Consider the following 17,942-nt stretch of genomic DNA (forward strand, 5'->3'; position numbering starts at 1 on the left):
ACAAAGCTCCGGTCGCACCGCGACCGGAGTTTTGCATTTGACTAGCCGCCCTGCCGTTGCCGGCGAAACCAGGCCCAGGTCTCGCGCGTCGTTCTGAGGTAGCCGCGGCCGCGATAGACGATCTCGCCGTCGACGATCTCGTTCAGCTTCGGCAGCGCATGGAAGGGGATCGAGGGATAAGCATGGTGCTCGACGTGGTAGGGCATGTTCCACGCGAACCATTTGACGACCGCGCCGGTGTAGGTGGTGCGGGTGTTCTGGAAGGCGCTGCGGGTGCGGTCGCAGCCAGTATGCTCGGCATAGAGATAGGGCCGCAGGAAGAACTGCCCGATGACGAGCGGCACGATCCAGACCCAAAGCAGCAACGCTGACGAGAACCACAGCGAGAGCGCGAGCATCAGGACATAGAGCGCGACATAGGCGCGCGCCTCGATGACGATGGTGGCGCGCTTGCCCTCGGGAATCCAGGGGACAGTGACCTTGCCCGTGACGGCATGGCCGAGCATCAGCCGCAGACGGCCGGCGACCTGGAGCAGGCCGCTATAGGCAATCGCGAGCTGCGTGTCGGATTTGGGCTTCACGCCGACGACCAACTCGGGGTCCTTGTCCGGATCCTGGGTGTAACGGTGATGATCCCAGTGGAACAGGCAGTAATATTCGTAAGGCAATCCGACGATGAAGCCTGAGAGATAGCCGACCGCGAGGTTGAGACCGCGGCTTTTGAAGGCGGTCTTGTGCGCCGTCTCGTGCACAGCCATGAACAGGAAGGCGACGAAGTAGCCCTGCACCGCCATCAACGGCAGCGCCCAGAGGACGCCGTATGTCGCAGTAACCTTCCATATCAGCGTGCCGACCAGCGTGATCACGCCATAATGGCAGAGGCTACGCGCCGCGCCCTGGACATTGGAGCGAACCGACAATTCGCGCAGCATCGCGGGCGTCAGCGGCTTCAGGCGGTGGCCGGACTCTGAAACGGTCGCGTCAGTCATGGTCGGATGCCTCTGTCACTTGCCGAGAAGGGCTGCGATCTCTGCCTTGATGAAGGCCTGGTCGCGCGGATTGCCAACGGGGTTGCCGGCGCGATGGCCGTGCAGGGACGGGATCGGATGCAGCACGGCCGATCTCGCGTTGGTCAGCCGGCCGAGTTCGTCCTCGTTGTCGCGGACGTCGAAATAACGATCGGTCGCGCCCGGCATCAGCAGCATGTGCGCCCTGATCGCCGCCAGCGCCCGATCGAGGTTGCCGCCGAATGCTCCACAGCGACTGATGTCGCCACGCTGCCAGATGCCGATCTGCGCCAGGAGATCATTGGCGTCGCGGCGGGCAAAGGCCGCATCCCAGGTGCGAACGAGGTAGTCCTCCAGCGAGGCGAAGCCGGCCTCGCGCCAGAGCTCGTCGCGATAGAACCCGTGTGACATCGCCCAGCCGGCATAGACGCGCCCCATGGCGCGATAGCCGGCGACGGGCTTCCCGGCGAAACGGCCGTCGCGGAAGGCGGGATCGGCGGTGAGCGCCGCCTTCACGCTTTCCAGGAAAACGTAATTATAGGGCGCGCAACGTGCACTCCCGCAGACCACGGCCGCGCGCGCGACCATATCGGGATGCAGTGCCGCCCAGTGATAGGCCTGCATGCCGCCCATCGACCAGCCGTAGACGAGGGCAAGCCTTGCGATGCCGAAGCGTTCGGTGAGCAGCCGGTGCTGGACTGCGACCGCATCGTGATAAGTCACCTCGGGGAACGGCGCCGCGGTATTCGATGGCGAGGACGACAGGCCGTTGCCGAACAAGTTCGGGACAATGATGAAATAGCGCGTCGGATCGAGCACGCCGTCCGGGCTAATCAGCCACTCAGTGTCGAAATGCTGCGCGCTGAACGAGGTCGGATAGAGGATGACGTTGTCCTTTGCCGGGCTCAACGTGCCGTAGGTCTTGTAGGCGAGCTTCAGCGAGGAGAAGACGGCCCCGGACTGGAGGGGGACGTCGCCGGCTTCGAAGATGTCGTAATGTGCCGTCAAGAATCGAACTCCCGTTCGCCACCCGGAATGCGCCGCTTGAGGCGGGATGCATCGATCATGCCGAACCGGCAGACGCGCCGTTGCGTCACGCCACATAACTGTACTTATAGTACAGTTATTTTGGACCGGCAAGATACATCAGCGAACCGACTGCTCAGGCGATGGCGGCGATATAGCGCTCGACCGATGCCGCGAAAGCCGCCTTGGCCCCAGTGGCAATATTGCGCCCCCACCAAGCGCCGTAGATCCGATCGAAGGCGAGCGGCTCGACGGCGGTCGCGATCCGCCGCACCGCGGCGGCATTGAGCGGCATGTAATTGGGGTAGGAATACATGAAGCTGACGAAGCGGCGGTCCATCGTCACCTGGGCGATGTCGCCGGTGAGCAGCGCGCCCCTGCCGTCCGCGCCGCGCGCAGCGTGCAGCATGGTGGCGCCGGCGAAATGACCGCCGGTGCGCAGCAGCAGCACATCGTCGGAGATGCGGTGGTTCTCGCCGGTCCAGTGCACGATCGAGGGATGCGGTCGCGTCACGAAAGCGCGATCGTCGGCATGCAGGTAGACCGGCACTCCGCCAAATGTGTCGCTCCAGTCGGCGACCGCGCCGTAATAGTGCGGATGCGAGATCGCGATCGCCTTCAGTCCGCCGAGTGCCGCAACGTATTGGACGGCTTCATCGGTTACGAGCGGAATGCAATCCCACATCACGCAGCCGTGGCCTTGAGGCACCAGCAGCGCGCGCTGCCCGATGGCGAAGCTCGGCTCCAGACCGATGCCGGTGAGGCCGAGATCGTCGCGTCCCACCAGTCGGTACCCCCGCATGAGCTCCTCACGCGTGAGGAAGCTCTGCCCTTTCCAGTTCACGAATTGCCGCTCGTCCTCGCAAATCGGGCATGAGACGGGCGGATTTCTGCCGCTCGGGAATTGAGCGCCGCAGGTTTCGCAGGACCAGAGAGGCATGACGCGAGCTCCGTGGGGAATGATCGCAGGATGACATTACGAGCAAGCGTTCAGCAAGGTCGATGAGCAGCAAAGGAGTGCCTGGAACCAACGCGGCCAGCGCTCGTTACGCTTCAGATCAACGCCAGAGCGATCGGCAAGAGGATCACGACACACGAAGAGCATGTTCGAGTTTCGATGACATCGAGATCCCCTTCTCCGTCCCGTCTCTGGCCCCTGTTCGCGCTCAATTTCTTCATGGCCGACATGCAGTCGGGCATCGGGCCGTTCGTCGGCGTATTCCTCCAGGAGCGCGGCTGGGCGACCGGACTGATCGGCACTGCGCTGACGATCGGCAATGTCGCGGGCATGCTGATCACGACGCCGATCGGCGGCTTCATCGATGCCAGCCGCAACAAGCGGATGTGGGTCGTGATTCCCGGCATCTGCGTCGTTCTCGCCTCCTCCATCATCCTGATCTCGCAAAATTTCTGGGCGGTGACGTTCTCGCAAGTCGCGCAATCGCTGGCGAGCGCCGCGATCGTACCGGCGGTGACAGGCATCACGCTGGGCATCGCCAAGCAGAAGGGCTTCAATGCGCTCAACGGCCGCAACCAGGCGTACAACCACGCGGGCAACATGGTCGGCGCCGCCCTGTCGGGCTATCTCGGCTACAAATACGGCTATGTCGCCGTGTTCATGCTGGCGGCCTTGTTCGGTGCCATCGCGATCGCCTGCGTGCTGATGATTCCGGCCAAGGCAATCGATGACCGGGCCGCGCGCGGCAGCAAGGAGGATGACTCCAAGGCTCCGCCGGATGCGATGGCGATGCTGCTCAAGCACAAGGCACTGCTCGTGCTGGCACTCGCGCTCGCACTATTCCACCTCGGCAATGCCGCGATCGTTCCACTCTACGGGCTCGCGGCGGTCGCCGAGGGACAGGCCAACGGCCCGAGCTTCGTCGCGACCACCGTCGTCATTGCACAAGGCGTGATGGTCGTGACGTCGCTGATCGCGATGAAGGCCGCGAGCAAGCGCAATTACTGGCCGGTGATCCTGGTGTCCTTCATGTTCCTGCCCATCCGCGGCGTGCTCGCCTTCTTCGTGACGGGATGGTGGGGCGTCGTGCCGATGCAGGTGCTCGACGGCATCGGCACGGGTCTGCAGACCGTTGCCGTCCCCGGCATGGTCGCGCGCGCGCTCAACGGCACCGGCCGTATCAATCTCGGCCAGGGCGCCGTGATCACGGTGCAGGGTGTCGGCGCCAGCCTCAGCCCCGCGCTCGGCGGCTGGATCGCGCAATGGACCGGCTACGGTCCGGCCTTCCTGCTGCTCGGCGCGTTCGGGCTCGCATCAATGGCGCTGTGGTTCGCGTTCGGAGCGGCGGTGAAGAAGTATTGAGCTTCGCCCCCGCGCGAACACCATAGCGGGAATTGCCTGTGTGATCCCGGCGTACCGAACTGCGGCACCTGGTCGCGGTCCCCGCACGTCATCGCGAGTGGCTTATCACGCAATCCCGCGCTTTTGCCGTTGCGGCGCATCAGCCTGACGGTACAACCTGCCGGCAGATCGCCGACAAACCTGCGCCTTCCGATCGATGACACAGCCACAACTCTCGTTCAACGGCGATCCGACGGGGCCGGCCTATGAGGGGTGGCGCGAGCAGTTCTGCCGGCGGGTGATGGGGACCGACTTCGTTCCGATCGGAGACGGCCCGGTGCACCGAATGATCACGCCGGCCATCCTTCCGCGCCTGCGGCTGTCCGCCTCCTACGGTACGCCGATGAGCTTCGTGTCCATGGGCACCAACGACGAATTGGTTGTCGCCATGTCACCGAATTCGGCTCTGAACGGAACCATGGGCAGGCGCGGACTGAACATTGCGGCCGGCGACCTCACGATCGGCGATCCCTCGATCAAGGGTGCCCAAATCACCCAGACAGGGTACGGCAACTTCCAGACCGCACTGTTGCCCCGCAAGGCGTTACTGCGGGCGTGCCCGAATGCCGAGGACCTGATTGCCCAGTCGATTCCCGGCGCCAATCCGATCACGTCGATGTTCCTGCGGTATTACGATCTCGCGCATGCTTATCCCGACAAGCTCGCGCCTGCGGAGCTCGATGCGGTCTCCCAGCATTTGTTCGACCTTTCGGTGCTGATGATCGGAGCCCGCGGCGATGTCGCCGAGGAAGCTCGGACGCGCGGCCTTGCCGCAGCACGTCTCGAGACTCTCAAATCCGACATCCTGGCACAGTTGGACAGCCCCGCGCTGTCACTCACCGTCCTGTCGGCCATGCACCGGGTCAGCCCACGCACGATCCAGCTTCTGTTCGAGCAGGCCGGCATCACTTATAGCGGGTTCGTGCTGGAGCATCGCTTGCTGCGCGCCGAACGGCTGCTTCGAAACCCTGCCATGCGCACCCGCAAGATCATCGAGATCGCGCATCTCGCGGGCTTCCACGACGTATCCTACTTCCATCGCGCGTTTCGCCGCCGCTTCGGACAGACGCCCGACGACGTCAGGAAGCTGGCCGGCAACGTCGGCTAGCGAAGCTCGACCGCGACGCTGCCCAGCGCCGCCCGGTTCTATGCCCCAAAATTCTTCTGGATCGCCTTGTCCAGCGTCTCGCCGCCGACGAAGCGCTGGCGCAGCTCGCGCTTGAGCAGCTTGCCGCTCGGATTCTTCGGCAAGGCATCGACGAAAATGACGCGCTTGGGCACCTTGAAATGCGCCATCTGGGCAGCGCAGTGCTTGATGACGGCGTCCTCGTCCAGCTTTTCACCGCTCTTGACCACGACGATGGCGGTGACCGCCTCGATCCACCGCGGATCAGGCAAGCCGACGACGGCGACCTCCGAGACCGCGGGGATGCGGTAGACCATCTCTTCGACCTCGCGGCTGGCGACGTTCTCGCCGCCGGTCTTGATCATGTCCTTAACCCGATCGACCACGGTGATGTGGCCTTCCTCGTCGACCGTGGCGAGGTCTCCCGAGTGAAACCAGCCGCCCGAAAATGCTGCCGCAGTCTTCACCGGATCGTTGTAATAGCCGGACAGCAAATGCGGCGAGCGGTGCACGATCTCGCCGACTTCACCGACCTTGACGTCCTCCATCGCGGTGTTGACCACCCGAGTCTCGACATTGAGCACAGGCTTGCCAGCCGAGCCGGCTTTGCGCAGTTGGTCCTCCGGCCGCAGCACGGTCGCGAGCGGCGCGATCTCGGTTTGGCCGTAGAAGTTCCAGAACTTGACGTTGGGCAGGCGGCGCTGAAGCTCGAGCAACACCTCCACAGGCATGATCGAGGCGCCGTAATAGCCCTTCTGCAGGGTCGACAGATCGGTCTTGTCGAAGTTCGGCGAGCGCAGCATCGCAATCCAGATCGTCGGCGGCGCGAAGAACGACGTGATCCTGTGCGCCTGGATCAGCGCCAGGATGTTGTCGGCGGTCGGCTTGCCGGTGATCACGCAGGAGGCGCCGAGATAGATCTGCGGTCCCAGGAACACGTCGAGCTGGGCGCAGTGATAGAGCGGCAGCGCGTGCAGGAACTTGTCCTCCACGCTCATGCCGCCATCGATGATGCAGCTGACATACTGCCACATCACGGCTTCATGGGTCAGCATCGCGCCCTTTGGCAGCGATTCCGTGCCGCTGGTATAGACGATCTGAGCCAGATCGCGGCTGTCGACCGACGCTTCCAGGAACGAGCGGTCGGCATGAAGCAGATCGTCGAAGGTGGTGAGGCCCGCAGGCGCGGACGCAGGGTCTTCACCCGGCAGCCAGATCATCTTCTCGACCGCACAATCCCTCGCGCTGGCTGCGCGCGCAGGCTCGACGAAATCCGGTCCGGTCGCGAGCAGCTTTGCGCCGGAGCTCTTGAGGATGAAATTGATCTCGTCCGGATTGAGCATGAAGTTGATCGGCACCAGCACCGCGCCGATCCGCGCCACCGCGAAACGCAGCGCGGCAAAGGCGTGCGAATTGCGCGAGAGCACCGCAATGCGATCACCCTTTCCGACGCCGAGGCCGAGCAGGCCGCGGCCGAGCCGGTTGCAGATCGCATCCATCTCGGCGAAGGTCCAGCTCACGCCGCCGCAGCTCACCGCAAGCTTGCTCGGCTCTCGGCCGGCGGAACGGCGCAAGAGATCGCCGATTGAATGCTCGCGCGCTTTCGAGATGGTGGCTGCGGTGTCGCCGGTCATACGTTCCTCCACGTGATGTCTTTTTTGCTGGATTTATTACTTGAGATCTTGCGTCTTGTTTGTTTGCGCTACTTATGCCGGGCCGCCCGCGCGTGCTCCATGTACATGTGCTCGACCGAACGATCGAGCGAAGCAATCTTCTCGAATCCGCGGCGCCAGTCCTGAAGATGCCGGCGCGTCCACAGCACGCCGGCCTCGCGGTCGCGGTGACGGATCGCCTCGATGAGATGGCGGTGCGCCGCGACGAGACGCGGGCCGCCTTCGGCGACATTGGTCACGATCATCTCGGTGGTCGGATAGAACAATTGCGCTGCCGGCTCGCGCGCGAGCTGGAGCACGCGGTTCTGCGAGGCCTTGGCGACCAGAACGTGGAATTCGGCATCGCATTCGGCAAGCATCGCGGCATCGCCGACCACGGACTCGCTGCGCGCGAGGTTGTCATCGAGCTCGGCGAGATTCTCCTCGTTCGCCCGCTCCACCGCGCCTTCGATGCTGGCGACCTCCAGTGTCATGGAGGCCTCGTAGAGCTCGCGGAAGGTGACCTCGTGCAGGACCAGCGCACGGCTGAGACGGCTTGCGAGCTTGCTGTAGCGCGGCAGACAAGCGTGCAGGCGGCGCGAGGAATCGCGCCGGATCAGCCCGCCCTCCTCCAGCACACGGATGCCCTCACGGATGGTCGAACGGTTGACGCCGAACTGACGGACCAGATCGTGTTCGGTGCCGATGGGATCGCCCGGCTTGAGGCGGCCATTGACGATCTCGCGTTCGATGGCGTCCGCGACCTTCTGATAGGCCGGGGCGACATCGATCGGTCGGAAGAGCGGCGCGACAGGCAAAATCGACCTCCAATGGCGATTGTCGGACAAATCATACGCACGGGCGCCTTAGGCGTCAAACTCCGGCTATTCATGAGATCTTGGAGGAAATTGACTCTGTTGGGAGCCCGATCTAGCTTTGTCGGACAAAGGGACAGAATAGTCCCGTGTAAGAGGAAACGTATCCATGAGATTTATCGCACTCGTGTCCGCGGCCGGCTTGCTGTCCGCTGCCCTCATCGCCCCCACCTCCGCCCAGCAGGCACCGCTCAAGATCGGCGTGCTCTCCGACTTCTCCTCCGTCTATTCCGACATCGGCGGCATGGGGAATGTCGAGGCGACCAAAATGGCGATCGAGGACTTCGGCGGCCAGATGTTCGGCAGGCCGATCGAGATGCTCAGTGCCGACGTGCTCAACAAGCCCGACGTCGCCTCCACCATCGCCCGCAAATGGTGGGAGACCGAAGGCGTCGACATGATCATCGACCTGCCGACCTCGGCGACCGCGCTTGCCGTGATGGAGCTGTCGAAGCAGTACGAGAAGATCATGATCGTGACGGACGCGGCGAGCTCCGACATCACCGGAAAGTCGTGCTCGCCCTACACCGCGCACTGGACCTACGACACCTACGCCAACGCCCACACCGTCGGCAGCGCCATCGTCAAGACCGGCGGCGACACTTGGTTCTTCCTCACCGCCGACTACGTGTTCGGTCATTCGGTCGAACGCGATACCGGCGACGTGGTGAAGGCGGCGGGCGGCAAGGTGCTCGGCAGCGTCAAGCATCCGCTCAACACGGCGGATTTCTCCTCGTTCCTGCTCCAGGCGCAGGCCTCAAAGGCCAAGATCATCGGGCTCGCCAATGGCGGCGGCGACACCATCAACGCGATCAAGCAGGCGGGCGAGTTCGGCATCGTCGCCGGCGGCCAGAACCTGGCTGCGATCGTCATGTTCATCTCCGACGTGCACAGCCTCGGCCTCAAGCTCGCGCAGGGGCTGATCATCACCGAGGCGTATTACTGGGATCTCAACGACAAGACCCGCGCCTTCGGCAAGCGGTTCCTGGAGCGCGTCAAACGCATGCCGACGATGAACCAGGCCGCGACCTACAGCGCCACGCTGCATTACCTCAAGGCCGTACAGGCTGCGGGCACCCGCGATACCAAGACGGTGATGGCAAAGATGCGGGAGCTGCCGGTGCGCGACGCCTTCACCGACAACGGCGTGCTGCGCGAAGACGGCCGCATGGTGCACAGCATGTACCTGTTCCAGGTGAAGAAGCCGGAGGAGTCGAAAGGACCGTGGGATTACTACAAGCTGCTCGCCGAGGTGCCCGCCGACCAGGCGTTCCGGCCTCTGAAGGATGGCGGCTGCCCGCTGGTGAAGTGAGGCGGCCCGGATCGGGCCCATAGTCATCCGTTCGACAAGCCTCGCTCGTCCGCTTGACAATCTGGGCGGACGAGCGGCAAGGGCGCGCAGCTCAAAAAGCGGGCAGAGACGCCTCGCGCCGCCGTCTGATCTGCATCAAGCTGCGGTGCAAAATTCGCTGCAATGTTGAGGCCGCCCTTCCGCGCGTTCCGCGGCCGGGCGTTCGTATCTCAACAATGGGCGCCGCCGCACGGCGTTTTGAACAGATGAACTTCACGCCGGGTCGAGTCATCGCCGCGATCGCCGTGCTCGTTGCAGGTGGCGGCTACTATTATTGGCAGCACCGCGATGCCAACACGCTGCCGGCAGGCTTCGCCCGCGGCAACGGCCGCATCGAAGCGGTCGAGATCGACATCGCCACCAAGACGCCGGGACGGATTCGCGAGATCCTGGTCGGCGAAGGCGACTTCGTCCGCGCAGGTCAGATTCTGGCGCGCATGGACACCGAGCAGTTGCAGGCCCAGCGCCGCCAGGCCGATGCGCAGCTCCAGCGCGCAGCGATCAACGTCGAGACCGCGAAGAGCCTGGTGAACCAGCGCGAGGCCGAACGCAAAGCCGCCGAAGCCATGGTCGACCAGCGCATCGCCCAACTCGACAGCACGAGCCGCAAGCTCGATCGCTCCGAACAATTGATCAAGACGAGCGCGGTGTCGCAGCAGGTCCTGGACGACGACCGCTCCTCCAACGCCACCGCAAAGGCCGCGCTCGCCGCGTCCCACGCCCAGGTCGCAGCGTCCGAGGCCGCGATCAGCTCCGCTCGCGCGATGGTGATCGACGCTGGCGCCGCGGTCGACGCCGCCAAGGCCGCGATCGAGAGCATCAATGCCGACCTCAACGACAGCGTGCTGAAGGCGCCGCGCGACGGCCGCGTGCAGTATCGCGTGTCGCAGCCCGGCGAGGTGCTCGCCGCCGGCGGCCGCGTCCTCAACATGGTCGATCTCGGCGACGTCTACATGACGTTCTTCCTGCCGACGGCGGATGCGGGCCGCGTCGCGATCGGCGCCGAGGTTCGCCTCGTGCTCGACGCCATCCCCCAATATGTGATTCCCGCCAAGGCCACCTTCGTCGCCGACGTCGCACAATTCACGCCCAAGACCGTCGAGACCGAGGAAGAACGCCAGAAGCTGATGTTCCGCATCAAGGCGCATATCGCACCCGATCTGCTGCGCCAGCACATCGAGCACGTGAAGACCGGCCTGCCCGGCATGGCCTATGTGCAGCTCGATCCGGCCGCGCAATGGCCCGGCAATCTCAACATCAAGCTGACGAGATGAGCACGGCTGCCGCAGCCGAGCGACCTGCCGAGCGCGGCAGCGTGGCGCATCTCGACGACGTGGGCCTCAACTACGGCAAGACCCGCGCACTGGATGCCATCACGCTCGACCTCCCATCCGGCTGCATGGTCGGACTGATTGGCCCCGACGGCGTCGGCAAATCCAGCCTGCTCTCGCTGATCGCCGGGGCCCGCGCGATCCAGCAGGGACGTGTCCACGTGCTCGGCGGCGACATGGCGAGTTCGCGCCATCGCCGCAACGTGTGTCCCGACATCGCCTACATGCCGCAGGGGCTCGGCAAGAACCTATATCCGACACTGTCGGTGTTCGAGAATATCGACTTCTTCGGCCGCCTGTTCGGACACGACAAGGCCGAACGCAGCAGGCGGATCGCCGGCCTGCTGCGCGACACCGGGCTAACGCCGTTCGCCGACCGGCCGGCGGCAAAACTCTCCGGCGGCATGAAGCAGAAGGTCGGCCTGTGCTGCGCCCTGATCCACGATCCCGAGCTGCTGATCCTGGACGAGCCGACCACCGGCGTCGATCCGCTGTCGCGCCGCCAGTTCTGGGAACTGATCACCTCGATCCGCGCCAGCCGCCCCGGCATGAGCGTGATCGTCTCGACCGCCTACATGGAGGAGGCCGCGCAGTTCGATGTCCTGATCGCGATGAATGCCGGCCGCGTGCTGGCGACGGGAACGCCAGCCGAGCTCAAGCGGCAGACCGGCGCCGATACGCTCGATGACGCCTTCATCCGTCTCCTGCCCGATGCGGATCGCAGTAACTACACCAATATCGTCATCCCGCCGCGCGGCGAGGGGCATGACGAGATCGCGATCGAGGCCGATCATTTGACCCGACGGTTCAACGGCTTCGTGGCCGTCGACGATGTCAGCTTCCGCATCAGGAAGGGCGAGATCTTCGGCTTCCTCGGCTCGAACGGGTGCGGCAAGACCACGACCATGAAAATGCTCACCGGCCTCCTGCCGGTGAGCGAAGGCACCGCGCGATTGTTCGGCAAGACCATCGACGCCGGCGACATGTCGGTGCGGCGGCGCATTGGTTACATGTCGCAGGGGTTCTCGCTCTATTCGGAGCTCACGGTCGCGCAAAATCTCGATCTGCATGCGCGGCTGTTCAGGCTGCCGGCGGACACCATCGCCGCGCGCACCAAGGAGATGATCGCGCGGTTCGATCTCGCCGACGTCGCCGATTCCTTGCCCGACACGTTGCCGCTGGGTGTGCGGCAGCGTTTGTCGCTGGCAGTCGCCATGATCCATGCGCCCGACATTCTCATCCTCGACGAGCCGACGTCCGGCGTCGATCCAGTCGCCCGCGACCGCTTCTGGCAGATCCTCGCCGAGCTATCCCGCAAGGACAACGTCACGATTTTCGTCTCGACCCATTTCATGAACGAGGCCGAGCGCTGCGACCGGGTCTCGCTGATGCATGCGGGCAAGGTGCTGATATCGGACACGCCCGCGGCGATCGTGGCTGCACGCGGCACCGCCACGCTGGAGCAGGCCTTCATCGCCTGCCTGGAAGAGGCGATCGCGGACGGGGCGGAGCCGGCCGGCCGGCCGGCGGCCGTCTTGCCAACTCCCGCATCGGCAACCGCCGCCCCGCCCGCTCGGCGCAATGCTGCATTCAATCCGACGCGCATGCTCGCCTATTCCAGGCGGGAGACGCTCGAGCTGCGGCGCGATCCGATCCGCGCCACCCTCGCGATCCTCGGCAGCGTGCTGCTGCTGTTCGTGCTCGGATACGGCATCAGCATGGACGTCGCGAACCTGACCTTCGCCGTGCTCGACCGCGACGACAGCGCGATCAGCCGCGACTACAGCCTTCAGATCGCGGGCTCGCGCTACTTCACCCAGAAATCGCCGATCACGGATTATGCCGACCTCGACCGCCGTATGCGCGCCGGCGAGATCGGACTTGCCATCGAGCTGCCGCCGGGCTTCGGCCGCGACGTCAGCCGCGGCCGCCGTGTCGAGATCGGCGCCTGGGTCGACGGCGCCAATCCGACGCGGGCCGAGACGCTGCGCTCCTACGCGCAGGCGATCCACGCGACCTGGCTTGCGCAGAAGAGCCGCGAGCTCTACGGCGACGCGGCAATCACCGGCGCGTATCAGCTCCAGCTGCGCTACCGCTACAATCCTGATGTCATCAGCGTCGTCGCCATGGCGCCGGGCATCATCCCGCTTCTGCTGGTCATGATTCCGGCGGTGCTCGCAGCGCTTGCGGTGGTGCGCGAGAAGGAACTCGGCTCGATCGTCAATTTCTACGTCACGCCGGTGACCCGGCTGGAATTTCTGCTCGGCACGCAGCTGCCTTACGTCGTGCTGGCGTTCGGAAACTTCCTGCTCCTGGTCGCCTTCGCGCTCACCGTCTTCGGCGTCCCCTTCACGGGGAGCTTTGCGACCTACGCACTGGCCGCGCTCCTCTACGTCACGGCCACGACCGGCCTGGGGCTGGTGATCTCGGCCTTCATGAACAGCCAGATCGCGGCCTTGTTCGGCACCGTGCTGATCACCCTGATACCCGCCATCCAGTATTCCGGCCTGATCGATCCGGTCTCATCGTTGCAGGGACTGGGCGCCGTGATCGGGCGACTCTATCCCACCACCTATTTCGTCACGATCTCGCGCGGCACCTTCTCCAAGGGCCTGGCGTTCGACACCCTCCACAACGATCTCCTGGTGCTCGCCATCATGGTCCCCGTCCTGATGATTGCCGGCACGATGCTGCTGAAGAAACAGGCTCGCTGACCATGCGCTTCGACAATTTATTCCAGCTCGGTGTCAAGGAATTGCGCGGCCTGGTGCGCGACCCGATGCTGCTCGTGCTGATCGTCTATTCCTTCACGCTCGCGATCTATGCCGGAGCCAAGGCACTGCCCGAAACCTTGAACCACGCCGCGATCGCCATCGTCGACGAGGACCGTTCGCCGGTTTCCAGCCGCATCGAACTGGCATTCACGCCGCCATACTTCTCCGAGCCGCGCCTGATCTCGCAATATGAAATGGACCGGCGGATGGACGCGGGGCTCGACACGTTTGCGCTGAACATTCCCCCGGAATTCCAGCGCGACTTGCTGGCAGGGAAGTCGCCGGCGATTCAGCTCAACATCGACGCGACGCGGATCTCGCAGGCGTTCAACGGCGGCGGCTATATCGAGCAGATCGTCAGCGCGGAAATCGCCGAGTTCCTGGCGCGGACGCGCAATGCGCAGACCGCGCCGATCGAGCTGACCCTGCGGGCACGCTTCAACCCGGAGCTGAAGAAATCCTGGTTCGGCGCCGTCGACGAGGTCATTAACTCGATCACCATGCTCTCGATCATCCTGACGGGCGCCGCGCTGATCCGCGAGCGCGAGCACGGCACGATCGAGCACCTGCTGGTGATGCCGGTCACGCCGCTCGAGATCATGGTCAGCAAGGTGTGGTCGATGGGGCTGGTGGTGCTGGCCGCTTCGGCGTTGTCGATCGTCTTCGTGGTCAAGGGATGGCTTGCGGTGACCATCGACGGCTCGATCGCACTGTTCCTGCTCGGCGCGGCGCTGCAGCTGTTTGCGACGACCAGCATGGGCATCTTCCTCGCCACCGTCGCCGGATCGATGCCGCAGTTCGGATTGCTCCTGATGATGACCCTGCTGCCGCTGCAGACGCTGTCCGGCAGCATGACGCCGCGGGAGAGCATGCCGCAATTCGTCCAGGACATCATGTTGGCGGCGCCCAATACGCATTTCGTGATGCTCGCGCAGGCGATCCTGTTCCGTGGGGCGGGACTGGAGTCCGTGTGGCCGCAGCTCGTCGCGCTCGCCGTGATCGGCTGCGTCTTCTTCGTGATCGCGCTGCGGCGATTTCGCGCGTTCCTGGCGTGAGCCGCGAAGGGCTTCGCCTCAAATCTGCGAAAACAACCCCATGCACAGTAGCTAAGCTATTGCCTTGCCTGCAGAATTTTTTTGACCCGTCGAGCAGATTTGGTGCATCGCGGCGCTGACCCCGGCAGGCGGGGTCAGGTCAGCTCATTTCCCCGGGCGAGCAGCCCGGCCAGCATCGCCTCGGCCTTGCTCTGGAGCGGCTGCGCGCCGCATTCGGAGGCGATCGCGATCGCCGCGCGCAGAGCGGCGAGGATCGCGGCCTTGTTCGCCTCGCTCGAAGGAGGCGTCACCACGGCTTCACCGAACAGGGCCTCGGCTTCGAGGCCTGAAAACCCCTGCTGGCGGGCGGTGTTGCGCGCCTCGCGCAGCATGTACTGCGCCGCCTGGACGTCGTCGAGGCGGGAGGTCGCGAGCGCAAGGTAGATCGAGCTGCGCAGCACCGCCGAGGTATAGCCGACCGCCTTCGCCTCCTCGCGCGCTTCGGTCAGCATGCCGCGCGCCCGCTCGAACAGACCCCGCTCGAGATAGGCCATGCCGAGATGGCAACCGAGCACCGGCACGAACAGCCGGATGCCGTGCTTCTGCGCAAGAACGAAGCCGTCCTCGAGGATGGCGGCGGCCGCAGCGGGATCGTTCTGAGCGAGCTTCAGCCAGCCGCCACTATAAGCGGCGGCGACGCGGTCGTAGGGACGGCCCGTCTCCTCGGCAATGGCGGAAGCCTCGCGCTGGAGCTGCTCGGCGGCATCGAGCTCGCCCATGACGGCGTGGGTGATGCTGTTCATCATGCAGCAAAGCAACAACGCAGATTTCGGCGTCGAGCCGAAAGGAGCACTGGCCTCCGGCCCCGTCAGCTGGGCGCAGGTCCGCGCGAAGAGCCCATCAGCTTCACGATAGCGCCCGGCAAGGAAATACACCTGGCCAAGACCGTATTGCGCAGCGTTGAGCCAACCCGGATTGCCCCACTCCCGTGCAAGGCGCACCACCTCCTCGCCGACGATGACCGCTTCGACTGGGGTCCCGTAGAAATTCTGTGCAGCCGCCATGACCGTCAAAGCAGCTACTTTCCGCCCGATGTCGTTGATTGCGTCGGCACGACGCTCGGCCTCCTTGCCGAGGTTCAGCCATTCAGCAATCTGGCCGGACGCAATGAACGCCGCACGCGCTTCGATGCGAACGTCCACGGCATTCGCTTCCCTTGCGGGATTGGCCGGCGTCATGTCCAGCGATCTCATCGCGGTCTCGAAATAATCTGCCGCATCGCTAAATGCCGACCGCGCCAGACATCGTCTCGCCGAGGCCCTGCCGTAGACGAACGACTTGTCCCAATCCTTCGCTCGCGTGGCGTGATAGCAGAGCTTGTCGGGATCGTCGGCGCCACCTTCGCTGCCCTCCAGGGCTGAAAGAATGCGCGCGTGGATGTCTTCACGCACCTTTTCGACCATAGAGTCATAGGTGACCTGCCGGACCATCTCGTGCCGGAACTCCAGCGAATTTTCCAGTTCGCTGTCGATCCTGACGAGCAACTCGGCGCGATCAAGCGCTGCGAGGCACCCTTGCAGGACATCCTCGGGCAGGGCTGCGATCTTGCCCAGCATGGCTTCGTTCGATCTCGGCCCCAAGGTGGCGGCGATCTGCAATATGGATCGCTCTTGCTTGGACATCCGATCGAGACGCGCTGCAATCACGCCCTGGATGCTGGTGGGAATACCGAGTTCGTCGATCGGACGCACGAGCGCGAGATCGCCCCATTGGCCGCGCAGCGTGCCGCTATCCTTCAATCCGCGGCAGACCTCCTCGATGAACAGGGGGACGTTGGCGGTATGAGATATGATCCGGCTCTTCAGATCGGCGTTCGTCTCGGAGGAGCCAAGCATGTCTGCCAGCATGGCCAGCCCTGAATCGTCGTCGAGCGGCCGCATCGCGACGATCTCCGCCTGACAACGCGCAATCCAGACCGGCATGCCATTCGGCCGCGAGGTGAGGAGCACGAGAAGGCCGGCCGTCTGTAGCGAGGCGATGGCGGCCACGACGACGTCGCTGGCCCGATCGATCCAGTGCAGGTCCTCGAGCAGAACCACCGTTCGCTGGCGGCTGGCGAGGCCTCCGATGATGGCACAGCTTGCATCGGAGAACGCTCGCCCCCGTGCATGAGGCTCCAGCTCATCCCAGTGCGGATTCGATACAGGCAGATCAAGCACCGCGTCGAGCGCAGTTTGCTGGATCGCCGGCAGGTCCTTGCGAGGATCCTCCGCGCCGTGGGCTTCCTTCGCCGCATCCATCGCCGCCAGCAAAATCCGCTTGAGCGTGCTGAACGGGGCCCCCTGCAGGTTCGGGCTGGACTCCGCGTCGATCAACCGCCAACCATCGGCTTTCAACTGCTGGGCAAACTCATGCGCAAGCCGCGATTTGCCGATACCCGCATCGCCCAGCAGCAGGATTGTCTGTCGGGCGGCCCTGGCGTTTCCGGCGGCGCGCTCCAGCAGAGCCCGCTCGGTCGTTCGATCGACGAAGCGGGAGACGCTGCGCGCCCGGCGCACCCGCCAGCTCGACAGGTCGCTCGCGCCTACGATCCGATAGACCGGCACGGGCTGGCTGAATCCGCGCAGGGACTTGCCGCCCAGCGCTTCGAACCGGACATGTCCCTCGGCGAGCTTTTGACAGGCTTCCGAGGCATAGATCTGGTTCGCCTCAGCCGCCGTCTCCAGCCGTGCGGCCAGATGCTGGGCCGCGCCACCGATCTCGTAGACTTTCGAGAACTCGCTGGCGACCATGTAGGCAACGACATGGCCGGAGTGGAGGCCGACCCGCACCTGAAGCCCGGGATCACCCAGGCTTGCGACGCGCCTGACCAGCTCGATCGCCGCGTGGCAGGCCATGGGCGCATGGTTGTCGTCGGCGATCGGGGCACCGAACACCGCGGCGAGCCCGTCGCCCAGCTCCTTGCTGACGATGCCGCCGAACTGCCGAACCGCCCCTCGCATAGCCGCCAAGGCTGGCTCCAGCCGCGAGACTGCCTCCTCCGGGTCCAGTTCGGCAACCAGCCCGGTGGAATCGACGACATCGGCCCGGAGAATTGTGACAAACCGTCGTTCGCTGTCGGGATCGACGCGCTGGCGGACGGCCGCTCCGCATTTGGGGCATCGGCTATCGCCCTGGTCGATCGTCGACTGACACGCCGTGCAAAGCATTCCCGTGCTCTCAGGACATTGCGGCGGCATCCTCTGTCGGCCTCCGCAATCGATGGCGATAAGATCGCTTAAGGAAACCTGCTTAGCAACGGCGCATGCAATTCATCTCGGGCATAGCGTCCTCCACCGGTTGGCGATCTGGACGATTCACAGTTCCAGGTGGTAGCTTGCAGGAGCTGCGCGAAAAAGAGGCTGCGA

General features: G+C 64.5%; 12 protein-coding genes. 6 read left to right on the forward strand and 6 right to left on the reverse strand.

Translation table 11 applies throughout. The annotated features are described in order from the left end of the window. Positions 1 to 41: 41 nt before the first annotated feature. From ACFDR6_RS01810 to ACFDR6_RS01820, 3 genes are all read right to left on the reverse strand, one after another. A complete protein-coding gene (locus ACFDR6_RS01810; protein ID WP_375857162.1) occupies positions 42 to 989 on the reverse strand; it encodes a fatty acid desaturase in 948 nt (315 codons plus the stop codon). Between the two features lie 15 nt (positions 990 to 1,004). Next, positions 1,005 to 2,015, reverse strand: a complete 1,011-nt coding sequence (locus tag ACFDR6_RS01815) for an alpha/beta fold hydrolase (RefSeq protein WP_375857163.1) — start codon at positions 2,013 to 2,015, stop codon at positions 1,005 to 1,007. A gap of 154 nt (positions 2,016 to 2,169) precedes the next feature. Beyond that, positions 2,170 to 2,973, reverse strand: a complete 804-nt coding sequence (locus ACFDR6_RS01820; protein WP_375857164.1) for an MBL fold metallo-hydrolase — start codon at positions 2,971 to 2,973, stop codon at positions 2,170 to 2,172. 177 nt (positions 2,974 to 3,150) lie between these two features. Here ACFDR6_RS01820 and ACFDR6_RS01825 point away from each other — a divergent pair, with 177 nt between their 5' ends. Next, on the forward strand, positions 3,151 to 4,353 hold the full coding sequence (locus tag ACFDR6_RS01825; RefSeq protein WP_375857165.1) for an MFS transporter: 1,203 nt from the start codon (positions 3,151 to 3,153) through the stop codon (positions 4,351 to 4,353). A 196-nt stretch (positions 4,354 to 4,549) separates the two neighbouring features. Continuing rightward, positions 4,550 to 5,500: a helix-turn-helix transcriptional regulator gene (locus ACFDR6_RS01830; RefSeq protein WP_375857166.1), complete on the forward strand. Its 951-nt coding sequence runs from the start codon at positions 4,550 to 4,552 to the stop codon at positions 5,498 to 5,500. 38 nt (positions 5,501 to 5,538) lie between these two features. Here ACFDR6_RS01830 and ACFDR6_RS01835 read toward each other — a convergent pair whose 3' ends face one another. Next, positions 5,539 to 7,152 (reverse strand): acyl-CoA synthetase, encoded by a 1,614-nt coding sequence (locus tag ACFDR6_RS01835; RefSeq protein WP_375857167.1) that lies wholly within the window; start codon positions 7,150 to 7,152, stop codon positions 5,539 to 5,541. Positions 7,153 to 7,220: 68 nt separating this feature from the next. Next, positions 7,221 to 7,988, reverse strand: coding sequence for a FadR/GntR family transcriptional regulator (locus ACFDR6_RS01840; protein ID WP_375857168.1), 768 nt, complete (start codon positions 7,986 to 7,988; stop codon positions 7,221 to 7,223). 166 nt (positions 7,989 to 8,154) lie between these two features. Between ACFDR6_RS01840 and ACFDR6_RS01845 the strand changes: the two genes are divergently transcribed. The 4 genes from ACFDR6_RS01845 (at position 8,155) to ACFDR6_RS01860 (ending at position 14,556) form a co-directional block, all read left to right on the forward strand. Beyond that, the gene (locus ACFDR6_RS01845) at positions 8,155 to 9,357 is read left to right on the forward strand and encodes an ABC transporter substrate-binding protein (protein ID WP_212087706.1); all 1,203 of its coding nucleotides are present in this window, start codon (positions 8,155 to 8,157) and stop codon (positions 9,355 to 9,357) included. 245 nt (positions 9,358 to 9,602) lie between these two features. Continuing rightward, complete coding sequence (locus tag ACFDR6_RS01850; protein ID WP_375857169.1) at positions 9,603 to 10,670, forward strand: HlyD family secretion protein; 1,068 nt, start codon at positions 9,603 to 9,605, stop codon at positions 10,668 to 10,670. Beyond that, entirely contained in the window at positions 10,667 to 13,441 is a 2,775-nt protein-coding gene (gene rbbA / locus ACFDR6_RS01855; protein WP_375857170.1) for a ribosome-associated ATPase/putative transporter RbbA, read from the forward strand. Before ACFDR6_RS01850 ends, rbbA begins: the two co-directional genes overlap by 4 nt. 2 nt (positions 13,442 to 13,443) lie before the next feature. Beyond that, positions 13,444 to 14,556 carry an ABC transporter permease gene (locus ACFDR6_RS01860; RefSeq protein WP_212087701.1) on the forward strand — a complete coding sequence of 371 codons (1,113 nt, stop codon included), beginning with the start codon at positions 13,444 to 13,446 and terminating at the stop codon, positions 14,554 to 14,556. A gap of 134 nt (positions 14,557 to 14,690) precedes the next feature. Here ACFDR6_RS01860 and ACFDR6_RS01865 read toward each other — a convergent pair whose 3' ends face one another. After that, positions 14,691 to 17,744, reverse strand: coding sequence for an ATP-binding protein (locus ACFDR6_RS01865; RefSeq protein WP_375857171.1), 3,054 nt, complete (start codon positions 17,742 to 17,744; stop codon positions 14,691 to 14,693). Positions 17,745 to 17,942 lie beyond the last annotated feature (198 nt).

The sequence above is a fragment of the Bradyrhizobium tunisiense genome, assembly GCF_042263385.1.
Lineage (GTDB): Bacteria > Pseudomonadota > Alphaproteobacteria > Rhizobiales > Xanthobacteraceae > Bradyrhizobium > Bradyrhizobium tunisiense.

Excerpts from the sequence above, each read along its gene's own strand:
- ACFDR6_RS01810 (WP_375857162.1), bottom strand. The coding sequence starts at position 989 with ATGACTGACGCGACCGTTTCAGAGTCCGGCCACCGCCTGAAGCCGCTG.
- ACFDR6_RS01820 (WP_375857164.1), bottom strand. The coding sequence starts at position 2,973 with ATGCCTCTCTGGTCCTGCGAAACCTGCGGCGCTCAATTCCCGAGCGGC.
- ACFDR6_RS01825 (WP_375857165.1), top strand. The coding sequence starts at position 3,151 with ATGACATCGAGATCCCCTTCTCCGTCCCGTCTCTGGCCCCTGTTCGCG.
- ACFDR6_RS01830 (WP_375857166.1), top strand. The coding sequence starts at position 4,550 with ATGACACAGCCACAACTCTCGTTCAACGGCGATCCGACGGGGCCGGCC.
- ACFDR6_RS01835 (WP_375857167.1), bottom strand. The coding sequence starts at position 7,152 with ATGACCGGCGACACCGCAGCCACCATCTCGAAAGCGCGCGAGCATTCA.
- ACFDR6_RS01845 (WP_212087706.1), top strand. The coding sequence starts at position 8,155 with ATGAGATTTATCGCACTCGTGTCCGCGGCCGGCTTGCTGTCCGCTGCC.
- ACFDR6_RS01850 (WP_375857169.1), top strand. The coding sequence starts at position 9,603 with ATGAACTTCACGCCGGGTCGAGTCATCGCCGCGATCGCCGTGCTCGTT.
- rbbA (WP_375857170.1), top strand. The coding sequence starts at position 10,667 with ATGAGCACGGCTGCCGCAGCCGAGCGACCTGCCGAGCGCGGCAGCGTG.
- ACFDR6_RS01860 (WP_212087701.1), top strand. The coding sequence starts at position 13,444 with ATGCGCTTCGACAATTTATTCCAGCTCGGTGTCAAGGAATTGCGCGGC.
- ACFDR6_RS01865 (WP_375857171.1), bottom strand. The coding sequence starts at position 17,744 with ATGCTTTGCACGGCGTGTCAGTCGACGATCGACCAGGGCGATAGCCGA.